At 75.0% G+C, this 14,774-nt stretch carries 13 protein-coding genes; 6 read left to right on the forward strand and 7 right to left on the reverse strand.

What is annotated here, in order from left to right; genetic code table 11:
- Positions 1 to 2 precede the first annotated feature (2 nt).
- Positions 3 to 389 carry a DUF1304 domain-containing protein gene (locus tag KPL60_RS01555; RefSeq protein WP_226364641.1) on the forward strand — a complete coding sequence of 129 codons (387 nt, stop codon included), beginning with the start codon at positions 3 to 5 and terminating at the stop codon, positions 387 to 389.
- 134 nt (positions 390 to 523) lie between these two features.
- On the opposite strand, the gene KPL60_RS34420 is transcribed toward KPL60_RS01555, so the two are convergent.
- From KPL60_RS34420 to KPL60_RS01570, 3 genes are all read right to left on the reverse strand, one after another.
- Positions 524 to 1,657 (reverse strand): DUF4190 domain-containing protein, encoded by a 1,134-nt coding sequence (locus tag KPL60_RS34420; RefSeq protein ID WP_226364642.1) that lies wholly within the window; start codon positions 1,655 to 1,657, stop codon positions 524 to 526.
- Between the two features lie 105 nt (positions 1,658 to 1,762).
- Complete coding sequence (locus tag KPL60_RS01565; RefSeq protein WP_226364643.1) at positions 1,763 to 2,578, reverse strand: DUF72 domain-containing protein; 816 nt, start codon at positions 2,576 to 2,578, stop codon at positions 1,763 to 1,765.
- Positions 2,575 to 3,336, reverse strand: a complete 762-nt coding sequence (locus KPL60_RS01570; RefSeq protein ID WP_226364644.1) for an alpha/beta fold hydrolase — start codon at positions 3,334 to 3,336, stop codon at positions 2,575 to 2,577. Before KPL60_RS01570 ends, KPL60_RS01565 begins: the two co-directional genes overlap by 4 nt.
- An 87-nt stretch (positions 3,337 to 3,423) precedes the next feature.
- Here KPL60_RS01570 and KPL60_RS01575 point away from each other — a divergent pair, with 87 nt between their 5' ends.
- The 3 genes from KPL60_RS01575 (at position 3,424) to KPL60_RS01585 (ending at position 9,368) form a co-directional block, all read left to right on the forward strand.
- Positions 3,424 to 4,254, forward strand: a complete 831-nt coding sequence (locus KPL60_RS01575) for a serine hydrolase (RefSeq protein WP_226364645.1) — start codon at positions 3,424 to 3,426, stop codon at positions 4,252 to 4,254.
- A 296-nt stretch (positions 4,255 to 4,550) separates the two neighbouring features.
- A complete protein-coding gene (gene hrpA, locus KPL60_RS01580; protein WP_226364646.1) occupies positions 4,551 to 8,942 on the forward strand; it encodes an ATP-dependent RNA helicase HrpA in 4,392 nt (1,463 codons plus the stop codon).
- A gap of 36 nt (positions 8,943 to 8,978) precedes the next feature.
- Entirely contained in the window at positions 8,979 to 9,368 is a 390-nt protein-coding gene (locus KPL60_RS01585; protein ID WP_226364647.1) for a VOC family protein, read from the forward strand.
- 22 nt (positions 9,369 to 9,390) lie between these two features.
- Here the strand turns inward: KPL60_RS01585 and KPL60_RS01590 are convergent, their stop codons facing one another.
- Positions 9,391 to 10,548 carry an epoxide hydrolase family protein gene (locus tag KPL60_RS01590; protein ID WP_226354900.1) on the reverse strand — a complete coding sequence of 386 codons (1,158 nt, stop codon included), beginning with the start codon at positions 10,546 to 10,548 and terminating at the stop codon, positions 9,391 to 9,393.
- A gap of 110 nt (positions 10,549 to 10,658) precedes the next feature.
- Between KPL60_RS01590 and KPL60_RS01595 the strand changes: the two genes are divergently transcribed.
- A complete protein-coding gene (locus KPL60_RS01595) occupies positions 10,659 to 11,861 on the forward strand; it encodes an acyl-CoA dehydrogenase family protein (protein ID WP_226364648.1) in 1,203 nt (400 codons plus the stop codon).
- 15 nt (positions 11,862 to 11,876) lie between these two features.
- Here the strand turns inward: KPL60_RS01595 and KPL60_RS01600 are convergent, their stop codons facing one another.
- Positions 11,877 to 13,112 carry an oxygenase MpaB family protein gene (locus KPL60_RS01600; protein WP_226364649.1) on the reverse strand — a complete coding sequence of 412 codons (1,236 nt, stop codon included), beginning with the start codon at positions 13,110 to 13,112 and terminating at the stop codon, positions 11,877 to 11,879.
- Between the two features lie 56 nt (positions 13,113 to 13,168).
- On the opposite strand from KPL60_RS01600, the gene KPL60_RS01605 reads away from it, so the two are divergent.
- Positions 13,169 to 13,825, forward strand: a complete 657-nt coding sequence (locus KPL60_RS01605; protein ID WP_226364650.1) for a TetR/AcrR family transcriptional regulator — start codon at positions 13,169 to 13,171, stop codon at positions 13,823 to 13,825.
- Here the strand turns inward: KPL60_RS01605 and KPL60_RS01610 are convergent.
- Complete coding sequence (locus KPL60_RS01610) at positions 13,771 to 14,205, reverse strand: rhodanese-like domain-containing protein (RefSeq protein ID WP_226364651.1); 435 nt, start codon at positions 14,203 to 14,205, stop codon at positions 13,771 to 13,773. The genes KPL60_RS01605 and KPL60_RS01610 overlap by 55 nt on opposite strands.
- The gene (locus KPL60_RS01615; protein WP_226364652.1) at positions 14,202 to 14,765 is read right to left on the reverse strand and encodes a cysteine dioxygenase family protein; all 564 of its coding nucleotides are present in this window, start codon (positions 14,763 to 14,765) and stop codon (positions 14,202 to 14,204) included. Before KPL60_RS01615 ends, KPL60_RS01610 begins: the two co-directional genes overlap by 4 nt.
- Positions 14,766 to 14,774: the final 9 nt, after the last annotated feature.

Here is a 14,774-nt window from a genome sequence, read left to right on the forward strand (position 1 = left end):
TCGTGATCGTCGCCGGGCTGGTGCTGACCGGGATCGGGGCACTGATCCACGTCTACATCTTCGTGCTGGAGTCGCTGCTCTGGACCACCGACCGGGCCCGGGCGACCTTCGGTACGGACCGCGCGGAGGCGGAGCAGACCCGGGCGCTGGCGTTCAACCAGGGCTTCTACAACCTGTTCCTCGCCGTCGCCGTGCTGCTCGGGACCGTGGTGTTCGCGACGGGCGCCCGCAGCGTCGGCGCGACGCTGGTGTTCACCGGGGCGGGCTCGATGGTCGCCGCCGGTCTGGTGCTGCTGCTGTCGGACCCGTCGAAGCGGCGGCCGGCGTCGATCCAGCTGGGGCCGCCGCTGCTGGGCGTGCTGGCCCTGGCGGTGGGGCTGGCGGTCTGACCCCGGACGTACGGAGGCCCTCCCCGGGCGTCCCCGGGGAGGGCCTCGTCGTCCGTCGGGACGCTCGTCGTGCGTGACCACTCCAGCGACTGCGCGGGCGCGTCGCTGTGGAGCGTCCCGGCGTACGTCCGGGGTCAGCCGACCTGGTTGAGCCAGGCTCCGCGGCTGTTGGAGAAGTCCATCGCGTCGTAGAGCAGGACGTACTGCCCGGTCGCGCCGCTCGGCCGGTCGAAGCAGACGGTGCCGGTCGTGGTGCCGCCGGGCGCCAGCTGGCCGGCGGAGAGCAGCGAATCGGAACCGAGCAGCGTGGTCATCAGCGCCGCGCCGTTCGGGTCCTGGAGCTTCCAGTCGAAGCCCCCGTTGAAGGACTCCGTACCGGATCCGGTGTTGGTGTAGGTGACGTCCGAGCACAGGGTCTGCCCGATGGTCGAGTCGCCCGGCTTCAGCGGGGTGGCCGCGATCTGCAGGTTCCCGACGGTCAGCGTCCCCCCTGCATCGGCGACCACGTCGTCGGCGGTCGCACCCGGGAAGGCGCCCGACGCGTCGCCGGAGGCTGCCGACCCGGCCGCGGCCGGAGTCGCCGTCGAGGAGGTCGCCGGCAGACCCGACACCGCGGCGGCGAACACCGACGCGTAGAGCACGCAGACCACGAGCCCGATCGCCGAGAGCACGGTGCCCGCGATCGCGACGCCGCGGTTGTCCGCGCGGCCCCTGCTCGCCCGGACCACACCGAGCACACCGAACAGCAGGCCCAGCAGCACCAGCGGCCAGGCGATCATCCCGATGATCGGGATGAAGGAGAACAGCAGGCCCAGGATGCCGAGCACCAGCGCGGTGACGCCGAATCCGTTGCGCGGCGCGACGGCCGGTGCGACGGCGGGGGCCGCGGTGCGCTGCTGCGGGACGCCGGCCCGCTGGGCCGCGCTCGGCCAGGGCTGCGCGCCGGCGGCCTGCTGCTGGGGGCCGCGGGCCTGCTGCTGCGGCAGCCCACCCGGGTTGGTGCGGCCGAAGGGCGGCCCGCCGAAGGGGACCTCGGGGTGGCCGTCGTAGTAGGGGTTCGGGTACCCGCCGGAGTGCTGTGGCCGGGGCTGGTGGTGCGGCGCCCAGCCCTGCGGGGCGGCACCGCGCGGGTCCTGCGCGTACTGCTGCTGGTGGCGGCCGGGGCCCTGGGGGCCCGGGTACTGCTGCGGGACACGGTGCGGGCCGGACTGCTGCTGCGGCGGGCCGGAGAGGTCCGGGGCGCCGTGGCGGTTCTGCGGAATGGTCACGTCACGGCTGTCGCGGCGACGGCGGCCCGCATATCAGCCGGCCCGCCCTTATCAACAAATGTGAGGACAGGTCCGTTCGGCCGTGCGGGCACAGGACCGAACAGGTCAGCCGAGGCGGTCGAGCAGAGCCCGGGCGTCGGTCGGTGCGTGGACCTTCGCGTCGTTGTCGAAGTAGCAGACGACGTCGTGCCCGGCGTCGCGCCAGGCCCGGATGCGGTCGGCCCAGCCGTCGAGCGCCCCGGCGGTGTAGCCACCGGCGTAGAGCTCGCCCTGGCCGTGCAGCCGCAGGTAGACGAGGTCGGCGGTGACCTCGTCGAACACCGGCCAGGTGCCCGCGGAGTCCGACAGCACCAGTGCGACCCCGTGCTCGCGCAGCAGCGCGGTGAACGCCGGGTCCCGGAACGACGGGTGCCGCGGCTCGACCGCGTGCCGCAGCGGACGGTCGGCGTCGGTCTCGACCAGCGCCCGGCCGTCGAGCCGCTCGTCGTGCATGGTCGCGGCCCGGGCGGCGGCCGTGGTGCTGGCCGGCAGCAGCTCCAGGAAGCGGGCCACCCGGTCGGCGTCGAACCGCATCCGGGGCGGCAGCTGCCACAGCACCGGGCCCAGCGCCGGCCCCAGGCCGAGCACCCCGGAGGCGAGGAAGTTCGCGACCGGCACCGCGACGTCGCGCAGCTGCTTGAGGTGCGTCACGAACCGCGGGCCCTTCACCGCGAACACGAACCCGGCGGGCACCTGCTCGGCCCAGGCGCGGTAGCTCTCCGGGCGTTGCAGCGAGTAGAACGACCCGTTGATCTCGATCGAGGTGACCTGCCGGGACAGATACTCCAGCTCGCGGCGCTGCGCCAGCCCGGGCGGGTAGAACGTGCCGCGCCACGGCGGGTAGCGCCATCCCGACGTACCGACCAGCACCGTTCCGCTCACGTGCCGCCGACCAGCCCGCGCAGCGCCGCGGCGGCCGCGACCGGGTGGGTCACCGGACCGTCGTGGCCCCCGGGCAGCTCGACCAGGCCCCGTCCGATCCCGGCCGCCAGCGCCTCGGCGCACCGGTGCTCCCAGCGCCCACGCGACTCGTAGCCGCCGGTGGGGATCACCCGCACCCCGCTCGCAGTGACGTCGGCCGGGTCGATCCGGGCGGCCCGCACGGCCGGGACGTCGTGGCGCAGGAACCGGCGCAGCGCGGGCTCCGGGTTCCCCGACGGCGGCTCGGGCCGGTATCCGGGCTCGACCGGGTCGTCGCCGGAGGTCAGCACGGCCATCATCCGGATCGCGGCGCCGATGTCGTCACGTGCGACGAGGTCCGCGACCCGGTCCATGGCGGCCTCGCGGGCCGCGTCGCGGACCAGGCCGGGCAGCGGCGGCTCGTGCGCGACGAGCGTCGCGACCAGACCCGGGTGCCGGACGGCGAGCAGCAGCCCGATCACCGCGCCGATGCTCACCCCCACGACGGCCGCGGGTCCGGTGCCGGCCAGCAGCCCGGCGGCGTCGTCGGCGTGTGCGGTGAGCGGGACCGGGCCGTCGTCGGCGGGGCTGCGCCCGATCCCGCGACGGTCGTAGGTGAGCACCCGGTGGGTCACGGCCAGCTCGTCGACGAGCATCCGCGCCGCGCCCGCCTCGGACGCACCGCCCTGGATCAGCAGCAGCGGCGGTCCCGACCCGGTCACCTCGTGGTGCAGGGGCACGCGTCCTCCCGGGCCGGTCTCGGGGCGACCGGAGAGCCGCCCGTTTGCCAGGATGGACGCCATGCGTACCCGACCGCACCTCGCGTCGTGACCGAGCTCGCCCCGGCGGTGCGCCGGGTCCTGGACTGGCCGGTCGACCACGTGGGCGCCGCCGTCGTCGCCGCGGACGGCACGGTGCTCGCCACCGCGGGCGACACCGACCGCGAGTTCGGGCTGGCCTCGGTGACCAAGCTGCTCTCGGCCTACGCGGTGCTCGTCGCGGTCGAGGAGGGCGCCGTCGACTGGGACGACGCGGCCGGCCCGGACGGCGCGACCGTGCGACACCTGATCGCGCACACCTCGGGCCTGGCGTTCGACACCGACGAGGTCAAGGCCGCCCCCGGTGAGAAGCGGATCTACTCCAACACCGGCTTCGCGGTGCTCGCCGAGACCATCGCGGCCGCCACCGGCATCGGGTTCGCCGAGTACCTGCACGAGGCCGTCTGCACCCCGCTCGGGATGGGGCACACCCGGCTGAAGGGCTCCGCGGGCGCCGGTGCCGTGTCGACCGTCGACGACCTGGCGCGCTTCGCCGCGGAGCTGCAGGCCCCGCAGCTGCTGGACCCGCGGACCGTCGCCGAGGCGACCACGGTCGCCTACCCGGGCCTCGACGGGCTCCTGCCGGGCTACGGCCGGCAGAAGCCGAACGACTGGGGCCTCGGCCTCGAGATCCGCGACGGCAAGTCCCCGCACTGGACCGGGGAGGGCTCGTCGCCGCGGACCTTCGGGCACTTCGGCCAGTCCGGCACCTTCCTGTGGGTCGACCCGGACGCGGGCGCCGCGGCCGTCGTGCTGACCGACCGGGACTTCGGGCCGTGGGCGATCGAGGCGTGGACGCCGTGGACGGACGGGGTGCTGGCGGCGCTGCCCCGCCCCTGACCTGCGACGCGAGCGCGCACGGAGAAAATCCGGGTGGCCGGGAATGATCCCGGGCCCCCCTCCGTTGGAACGACTGTCCGAGCCGGGCGAACCGAGTCCCCGGGCCGCAATAGGTAACCGCCGCCGTGGAATTCCGTTCGGCTGGAGCCGCGGTGCGCCACTCGCCGCGAGGCGACCGGCGTCCGGTTCGGACCCCATACCTCCCCTTCCCGAAATCCATTCGACGACGCCTGCGAGGCCGGTCACCATGGTCGGCGCACGCCCGGTCCCGGGCGAGCAGGCAGACTGAACGAACGATGTCCAGCGAACCCGTCCCGTCTCCGACTTCCGCACAGCCGTCGTCGCACGACCGTCCGCGCCGACCCCGCCGCCGTCCCGGCGCACGGGGCGACCACCAGCCGCGCGGCGGGAACTCCGGCACCCCGCAGGACACACCTCCACACGAGACCACCTCATCGGACCTCGCCGCAGCGCAGGCCGCCCCCGGGACGGAGGGCGCCGCGCGCGGCGTCCCGGCCCGCGATCAGCAGCGCCGCCGTGCATCGACGCAGCGCCGCCGCGGGCCTCGGGGTCGGCGCGCTGCCGTCACGGCGCCCGGCCCCGACCAGCCCGGCCGTCGCGGCCCCGACCGCGACGGCCCGGACCAGGCGGGCCCCGCCCCGGCCGGGGAGACCGACGCCGGCCGCCCGCGCCGTCGCGCCGCCGGCGACGGCCGCGACTCCGCCGAGCCGCCGCTCCCCCCGCTCGACGACGCCGAGCTCACCGCCCTGCGCGAGCGCCTCGACGCGCTCGGCCCGGCCGAGGCCGAGCGGCTGCGCGGGCGGCTGGACCGGGCCCGCGACGGGCGCGCCCAGCAGCGGGTCGCGGACGCCGTCGCGAAGGCCGAGCACCGCGTGGAACGCCGCCGCGCCGCGCTGCCGCGGATCTCCTACCCCGCGACGCTGCCGGTCTCCGCGCGCCGCGAGGAGATCGCCGACGCGATCCGCGACAACCAGGTCGTGATCGTCGCCGGGGAGACCGGATCCGGGAAGACGACGCAGCTGCCGAAGATCTGCCTCGAGCTGGGCCGCGGTGTGCACGGGATGATCGGGCACACCCAGCCGCGGCGGCTCGCCGCGCGCACCGTCGCCACCCGGATCGCCGAGGAGCTGGGCGTCGAGCTCGGCGGGGCGGTCGGTTGGAAGGTCCGGTTCACCGACGCCGTCGGCGACTCGACCATGGTCAAGCTGATGACCGACGGCATCCTGCTGGCCGAGCTGGCCGGCGACAAGGACCTGCTGGCCTACGACACGCTGATCATCGACGAGGCGCACGAGCGCAGCCTCAACATCGACTTCATCCTCGGGTACCTCACCCGACTGCTCCCCCGCCGTCCGGACCTCAAGGTCGTCATCACCTCGGCGACGATCGACCCGGAGCGCTTCGCCCGGCACTTCGGCGCGGCCACCGACGGAGGCGACCCGACCCCGGCCCCGATCGTCGAGGTCTCGGGGCGCACGTTCCCGGTCGAGGTGCGCTACCGCCCCGTCGTCGACCCGGACGACCCGGACGCCGACCCCGACCGCGAGCTGGACGACGCGATCGGCGACGCCGTCGTCGAGCTCCAGCGCGAGGGCCCCGGCGACGTGCTGGTGTTCCTGCCCGGTGAGCGCGAGATCCGCGAGGCCACCGAGGCCCTGGAGCGGCGCAACCTGCGGAACACCGAGATCCTGCCGCTCTACGCCCGCCTCTCGACGGCCGAGCAGCAGCGCGTCTGGGCGCCGCACGCGGGCAACCGGGTCGTGCTCGCCACCAACGTCGCCGAGACCTCGCTGACCGTCCCCGGCGTCCGCTACGTCGTCGACACCGGCACCGCGCGCATCTCGCGCTACTCGCGCCGGCTCAAGGTGCAGCGGCTGCCGATCGAGAAGATCTCCCAGGCCTCGGCGAACCAGCGGTCCGGGCGCTGCGGCCGTACCTCGGACGGCATCGCGATCCGGCTCTACGCCGAGGACGACTTCGACGCCCGCCCCGAGTTCACCGACCCGGAGATCCTGCGGACCAACCTGGCGTCGGTCGTGCTGCAGATGATCGCCCTGGACCTGGGCGAGATCTCGGAGTTCCCGTTCGTCGAGCCGCCGGACCGCCGCGCCGTCGCCGACGGTCTGGACCTGCTGCACGAGCTCGGCGCGCTCCGTCCGGACCGACGCTCGCTCACCGCGGTCGGGCAGTCGCTGGCGCGGCTGCCGGTGGACCCGCGGCTGGGCCGGATGCTCGTGGAGGCGCACCGCAACGGGTGCCTGCGCGAGGTGCTGGTCATCGCCGCCGCGCTGAGCGTGCAGGACCCACGCGAGCGGCCCACCGAGCAGCGCCAGGCCGCCGACGACAAGCACCGCCGCTTCGGTGAGGACGGCTCGGACTTCCTGGCCTACCTGCGGCTGTGGGACCACCTGAACGCCCGCCGCGACGAGCTGTCGGGCAGCCGGTTCCGCCGCGAGCTGTGCGAGGACTTCCTGCACTACCTGCGGGTCCGCGAGTGGTGGGACCTGCACGGCCAGCTCCGCCAGGCCGCCCGCAGCTCCGGCATGGATCTGAACGACCACGACCCGGAGTGGCCGCGGCACGCCGACCGGATCCACCAGTCCGTCCTCGCCGGGCTGCTGTCGCAGGTCGGCATGCAGGACCCCCTGGCGGAGAAGGGCAAGGACGGGAAGAAGGAGCGGAAGGGCCCGAAGGACTACCTCGGCGCCCGCGGCGCGAAGTTCGCGATCTGGCCCGGCTCGGGGCTGGCGCGCAAGCCCCCGCGCTGGGTGATGGCCGCCGAACTCGTCGAGACGACGAGATTGTGGGCGCGGACCGTCGCACCGGTCCAGCCGGACTGGATCGAACCCCTCGCCGGACATCTCGTCAAGAAGACATATTCGGAACCGCGCTGGTCACGCAAGCGCGCGTCCGCCGTCGCGACCGAACGGGTCACCCTGCACGGGCTGCCGCTGGTCGCCGACCGCAGCGTCGCCTACGGCCGGATCGACGCCGAGGTGAGCCGCGACCTGTTCCTGCGGCACGCCCTCGTCGAGGGCGACTGGGAGACCCGGCACCCGTTCTTCCACGCCAACCGGGAGCTGCTCGACAGCGCCGAGGAGCTGGAGCACCGGGCGCGGCGCCGCGACCTGGTCGTCGACGAGGACACCCTGTTCGCCTTCTACGACGAGCGGGTCCCCGCCGACGTCGTCTCCGGAGCGCACTTCGACCGGTGGTGGAAGAAGGAGTCGAGGCAGGCCCCGGACCGGCTGACCTACACCGAGGAGATGCTCGCGACCGAGGCCGCGAAGCAGGTCGACCGCGCCCACTACCCCGACCACGTCGAGGCGGGCGGGCTGACCCTGCCGCTGTCCTACGCGTTCGAGCCCGGCCACCACGAGGACGGCGTGACCGTCGACGTGCCGGTGGCCGCGCTGAACCAGGTCGACCCGACGCCGTTCACCTGGCAGGTGCCCGGGCTGCGCGAGGAGCTCGTCACCGCGCTGATCCGGACGCTGCCGCGCAACCTGCGCCGCAACTTCTCCCCCGCCCCGGACCACGCGAAGGCGGTGCTGGCCCGGCTGCGCGGCGAGACCGGCCGGCGCCCGCTGCTGGACGTCCTGGAGGACGAGCTCGGCCGGATGCGCGACGTGCACATCCGGCGCGAGGACTGGGAGCTGGAGCGGCTGCCCGAGCACCTGACGGTGACCTTCCGGGTGCTCGACGAGTCCGGTGCCGAGCTGGCCCGCGACACCGACCTGGACCGGCTGCGCCGCGCCCTCGCCCCGAAGGTCCGCGAGGAGCTGGCCGCCGCGGGCAGCGAGGTCGAGGCGACCGGCCTGACGTCGTGGACGATCGGCGAGCTCCCCCGCGAGCTGCCGATCCGGCGCGGCGCGCACACGGTCACCGGCTACCCGGGCCTGCGCGACCGCGGCACGAGCGCCGACGTCCGGGTGTACGCGACGGCGCCCGAGCGCGACCCCGCCCACCACCGCGGCGCCCGGCGGCTCCTGCTGCTCACCACCACCCACCCGGGGAAGCAGGTGCAGCGCGGCCTGGACAACCGGGCGCGGCTGGCCCTGTCGCGCAACCCGCACGGCTCGCTCGACGCCCTGCTCGACGACTGCACCACCGCCGCGGCCGACCACCTGATGGCCCGGGGCGGCGGCGACCCGTTCGACGAGGCGCAGTACGCGCGGCTCGCGGAGCTGCTGCGGATGCGGCTGCCGTCGACGACGTTGCAGGTCCTCGACGCCGTCCGCGGCGTGCTGGAGGTCTGGCACCGGGTCGGGGCGGCGCTGGCGGACCTGCGCGGCCCCGCCACCCGCGACGGCGTCGCCGACGTGACGGCGGTCGTGGGCCGGCTGACCGCGCCGGGCTTCGTCACCGCCGCCGGGGCGACCCGGCTCGGCGACGTGAAGCGCTACCTGCAGGGCTGCGAGCTGCGGCTGGAGAAGCTGCGTGCCGACCCCGCCCGCGACGCCCGGTGGACCGCCGAGATCGCGCCGGTCGAGGCCGAGTACCGCGGGCTGCTGGCCGCCCTGCCCGAGCACACGCCGCCGTCGCCCGCGCTGCGCGAGATCGGGTGGATGGTCGAGGAGCTGCGCATCTCGCTGTACGCGCATCCGATGAAGACCCGCCATCCGGTGTCGGTGCAGCGGATCGAGCGGGCGATCGACGCGCTCTGAGGCGTGACTGTCGGGGGTCGCAGGCACACTGCCGCCATGACCGATGCACCCGTTGCCAGGTTCGCACTGTTCGCGCTCGACTGCCCGGACCCGCTGGAGCTCGCCCGGTTCTACTCGGCGATCACCGGCTGGCCGGTCAAGGGGCCCACCGACACCGACCCCGACTGGGTCGAGCTCGACCCAGTCGGCGCGGGCGCGACGCTCGCGTTCCAGCAGATCTCCGAGGGGGAGTTCACCCCGCCGGAGTGGCCCGGGCAGGTGCGGCCGCAGCGCGGGCACGTCGACTTCGACGTGCCCGACCTCGATGCCGGGGAGGCCGCGGTGCTGGCGCTCGGGGCCACCAGGCACGAGGTCCAGCCCGCACCGGAGAGCTTCCGCGTCTTCCTCGACCCGATCGGGCACCCGTTCTGCCTGGTCCGGGAGTAGCCCCGGAGACCCGGAGCGGGGGTCAGCGCAGGTCGCGGAAGAACGCGCGCACGTCGTCGACCAGCAGCTCCGGCTCCTCCAGGGCGGCGAAGTGCCCGCCGCGGTCCACCTCGGTCCAGCGGGTGATGTGGTGCGCGGGCTCGGCGTAGCGCCGGATGCCGACGTCGTGCGCGAACTGGATCACCCCGGTCGGGACGCCGGAGGGCCGCTCGGGCTCGCCCCAGCTGCCGGCGTCGAGCGCGTAGCCGACGTAGGCCGACGACCCGGCCGTGCCGGTCAGCCAGTAGAGCATCACGTTCGTCAGCAGCCGGTCGCGGTCGAGGATGCGGTCGGGCAGCTCGTGCCGCGGGTGGGTCCACTCCCGGAACTTGTCCAGGACCCAGGCGAGCTGCCCGACCGGGGAGTCGGTGAGCGCGGCGCCGACGAGCTGCGGCCGGGTGGACTGGATCGCGATGTAGCCGAACTCCTCCTGCATGAAGGCACCGATCCGCCGCACGCGGTCGCGTTCGGCGTCGGTCAGCGCGGCCGTCTCGTCCTCGGTCAGGGTGTGCATCGGCGCGCCGAGGCTGCCGTTCACGTGCACGCCGACCACCCGGTCCGGTGCGACCCGGCCGACCTCGGGGGCGACGGCGGCCCCGATGTCGCCGCCCTGGGTGCCGTAGCGGTCGTACCCGAGCCGGCGCATCAGCTCGTCCCAGGCCCGGGCGATCCGGGTCGTGGTCCACCCGTCGTCGGCGACGGGGCCGGAGAAGCCGAACCCCGGCAGCGACGGGACCACCACGTGGAACGCGTCCGCCGGGTCGCCACCGTGGGCCGCGGGGTCGGTCAGCGGGCCGATGACGTCGAGGAACTCCACGACCGAGCCCGGCCACCCGTGGGTGAGCACCAGCGGCAGCGCGCCCGGTTCCGGGGAGCGGACGTGCAGGGCGTGGACGTCCTGGCCGTCGACGACCGTCCTGATCTGCGGGTACGCGTTGATCCCCGCCTCGGCGGCGCGCCAGTCGTAGTGGTCACGCCAGTGCGCCACGAGCTCGGCGAGGTAGGAGACGGGGACGCCGGTGTCCCAGCCGTCGCCCGGCAGCGGGGCGGGGAGGCGGGTCCGTGAGAGCCGGTCGGCCAGGTCGTCGAGCTGTGTCTGAGGGACGTCGATCCGGAACGGATGCACGGTCTCGTCGGTCATGGGTCCACCGAACCGGACGACCCGGACGGATCCTGTCCTCGTCGGGCCCAGCGGGATCGACGGATCGGTGTGAGGATCAGGTCTCCGTCGACGGCGAGGGGCCCGCGATCATGACCGCACCGACCACTCCGTACACCGAGCTGGGCGAGGCCCTGGGCACCGACTTCTTCTCGGTGCGCGACCAGTTCACCGACGAGCAGTGGCAGCGCTTCGCCGACACCCGCAAGTTCGTCGACGCCGAGGTCCTCCCCGGCATCAACGACTACTGGGAGCGCGCCGAGCTGCCCTGGCACCTGTTCCGGCGTCTCCCGGAGCTCGGGATCGTCGGCGAGGACATCCAGGGCTACGGGGCGGCCGGGATGAGCCCGCTCGCGCTCGGCCTCGTGCACATGGAGCTGCACCGCGGCGACGGCTCGCTCGGCACGTTCCTCGGGGTGCACGCGGGCCTGGCGATGAAGGCGATCGCGATGTGCGGCTCGGAGGAGCAGAAGCAGCGCTGGCTGCCGTCGATGTCCACCATGGACAAGCTGGGCGCGTTCGCGCTGACCGAGCCGATGCACGGTTCGGACTCGGTCGCGCTGGAGACCACCGCGACCCGCGGCGGCGACCACTGGGTGCTGCGCGGGTCGAAGCGCTGGATCGGCAACGGCAGCGTCGCGGACCTGGTGGTCGTGTGGGCGCGCGACACCGACTCCGGCGAGGTGCTCGGGTTCGTCGTCGAGACCCCGGCGGAGGGCTACGAGGCCACCGTCATCCCCGGCAAGGTGTCGCTGCGGGCGCTCTGGCAGGCCGACATCGAGCTGGACGGGGTCCGGGTGCCGGAGGAGAACCGGCTGGCGCAGGCGCGGACGTTCGCCGACTGCGCCGCGGTGCTGGCCACCACCCGGGGCACCTGCGCCTGGATGGCCCTGGGCCACGCGACCGCCGGCTACGACGCCGCCCTGCGCTACGCGCTGGAGCGCGAGCAGTTCGGCAAGCCGCTCGCGAGCTTCCAGATCGTGCAGCAGCGGCTCGTCGCGATGCTCGCCGACCTGACCGGCATGCAGCTCTACTGCATGCAGTCCGCCCGGCTCGCCGAGGTGGGCAAGCTGTCCCCGACCGTCGCGGGGCTGGCGAAGATGCACAACACCCGGACCGCCCGCAAGATCCTCTCCGAGGCGCGGGACCTGCTCGGCGGCAACGGGATCCTGCTGGAGCACCACGTCGTGCGGCACTGGGCCGACATCGAGGCCATCCACACCTTCGAGGGCACCGAGACGATCCAGACCCTCATCGTGGGCCGGGACGTGACCGGGATCAGCGCGTTCACCTGATCCCCGCGGGAGGGGTCAGGCGGCCAGGTCGCGGGGGCCGGGCGACTCGCGGCCGAAGCGGCGGGCCAGGTCGGCCTCGACGCGGCGGTCCGAGCGACGCTCCAGCCACCGCCGCCCCCGCGCGGTCCGCGCGACGAGCAGCGACTCGACCAGGTTGCGCAGCACCTGCGACGGCCACATCCACGCCGCGGTCACCGGCAGGTCCAGGTCGCGCAGGCCCTCGGCGCGCAGGAACACCCGCAGCAGCGACAGCAGCCGTCGTCGCTCCCAGGCGCCGCGGAGCCGGTCGGCGGGGCCACCGGTCCGCTCGCTGCGCAGCCCCTCGACCAGCGCGCCCGCGAGCAGCGGGCCTGCCGGGGTGACGTCGCCCTGGGCCAGCACGATGTGGTGGTTGAACGCGTTCTGGGCGCGCTCTGTGTCGAACAGCCAGTCGTCGTCGACGCCCATCAGCCACCCGACGTAGCGCCACAGGTGCATGATCGCGTCGCCGTCGGCGCGCGGGACGTGCCGTCCGAGCAGGCGGCAGCCGAGGATCGCGGTGCTGTTGAACAGCCCGAGCGTGGCCGCGGCGTCGGCCTGGTTGATCGGCAGCCCGTGGGTGGCGACGTCGTAGCGGTCGCCGCGCTCGAAGCGCTCCGCGACGAGCGCGTGCATGGCGCGCACGTGCAGCGTCGCCGCCCAGCCCTCCCCGCCGGGCGCCATGCCGCCGGGACGGCTGACGGCGAACGCCCACGCCTGGGTCTCCCCGAGGCGGCGCATCGCGCCGGCGCCGGTGAGCCCGCCGGTGCGGACGAGCAGCTCGGTGGGGCCGCCGTAGCGGTAGCCGCCGATCAGCGAGAGTCCCAGCAGCACGTCGTCGCGGCTGCGGCCGAGCCTGCGGTAGGCGCGGGCGCCGCGCTCGAGCAGGTCCCGGTCGAGCCAGTCCGGGTCCGGGGTGACCGCGGCGAGGAAGTCCCGCAGCGCGGGCGGCGCGTCGGCCGGCGCGGTGCCCGCGGCCAGCGCGGTGTGCAGCGCCCGCATGGTCACGCGGCCGGCGTCACCGCTGTCGCCCTGACCACGGTCGCGGCCCATCGCGCGGGCCAGCGCGGCGCCGGTCTCGTCGCGGGTGAACATCCGGCGGCCGATCTCGGCGAGCAGCGTGGGGTCGGGGTCGCGGACCCCGGCGACCAGGCCGAGCGGACGGGCGATCCGCGCTGCGCGCTCGGGCGCACTGCGGAAGCGTCGCGGGGCGACGGGCGGCTCTGCCAGCATGGACCGATGCTGACACGAGCGAATGCTCGCCTTCAACGCGCGTTCCGGGGCACCCGGTGAGCGGCCGCGGGGCCCGGCGGCGCGAGCCGCGCCAGGAGCGGTCCCGGGCGATGGTGGAGCGGATCGTCGCGGCGGGCCGGGACGTGCTGGTCACCCGCGGGTACGACGGCACGTCGACGAACCGGATCGCGGCCGCCGCCGGGGTGTCGCCCGGGTCGCTCTACCAGTACTTCCCGGACAAGGACGCGGTGCTGACCGAGGTGCTGGACCGCTACCTCGACGCGATGGAGGCTCGCGTCTCGCGCGCGTTCCTCGACTCGGTCGCCGCGGCCGGGCCGGGGGCGGGCACCGCTCCGGCGGTGCGCGCGACCCTGGAGGCGCTGCTCGACACGTTCGGCGAGGAGCCGGACCTGCTGCGGGTGATCGTCGAGCAGCTGCCGCGCTCCCCCGGCGGGCGCCGGGCCGCGTTCGCCGGCCGGATCGACGACCTGGTCACCACGGTGCTGCTCACCCGCGGCGCCGGGGACACCGACGCGGCGCGGGCCGCGGCGTGGACGGTCGTGCGGACCGTCGAGCACCTGACCACCGGCTACGTGCTGGAGCGGCCCGGGTTCGCGCGGGCGGTCGTCGTCGACGAGCTGACCGCGCTGGTCGCGGGCTACCTCGACGCGCGCCTGTCCGGCGGGCGGGTGGCGTCGGACGGGCCGTCCTGACCGGCCTCGACCGGGAGCCCGGCCGCGGCCCAGGCGCGGAACCCGCCGTCGACGTCGGTGGCCCGGTGCAGCCCGATGTCCTGCAGCGACGCGGCGGCGAGGCTGGAGCTGTAGCCCTCGGAGCAGAACAGCACCCAGGCGACGTCGTGGTCGACGGCCTCGGGGACGCGGGCGTCGGAGGTCGGGTCGAGGCGCCACTCCAGGTGGTTGCGCTCGATGACCAGTGCGCCCGGGATCTGCCCCTCCTCGCGGCGCTGCCACCCCGGCCGGGTGTCGACCAGGTGCGCTCCGGCGGCGGCGAGCTCCGCGGCCTGCCGCGGGTCGGGCCGGTCGAGCCGGGCGCGGGCGGCGGCGAGCAGGTCGGCGACGGTGCGGCTCATCCGACACCCTGGCCGGGTTCGACGAGCTCGGTGCGGGTGCGGCGCAGGCGCTGGTGCCCGGTGGTGCCCGCGACCTCCTCGACGTCGTAGTACGACATCGCCGACAGCGGCGGCGAGTAGGCGTGCACGCTCACCGCGGGGGCGTCGGCGGTGTTCGCGACGTCGTGCACGTGGCCCAGCGGGAACCCGGCGCCGCGGCCGTGGCGCAGGGTGCGGGTGCGCAGCCCGGACGGGCCGCTCCAGCGGCGCTCGGTCAGCGAGCCGGACACGACGGTGAGGGCGCCGAGCGACCCGGCGTGGTCGTGCAGCTCCGCGATCTGTTCGGTGGCCCAGCTGATCAGCCAGACGTCGACGAAGCCGTCGCTGCGCAGCAGCCGGTACCAGCGGCGGTCCGGGTCGACGACGACCTCGTGCCGCCCGGAGCGCACCTCGGCGGCGATCTCGCGGGTCAGCTCCTGCAGGTCCTCGAGGCCGTACGGGGTGGGCGCGGTGACGGGCCGCGCGTGCGGGACGCGCAGGCGGGCGGGGCGGGACGCGGGCAGGGAGGCGGGCGCGGACACGGTGGTGCT

This window comes from Pseudonocardia sp. ICBG162 (assembly GCF_020496225.1).
In the GTDB taxonomy this organism is placed as follows: domain Bacteria; phylum Actinomycetota; class Actinomycetes; order Mycobacteriales; family Pseudonocardiaceae; genus Pseudonocardia; species Pseudonocardia alni.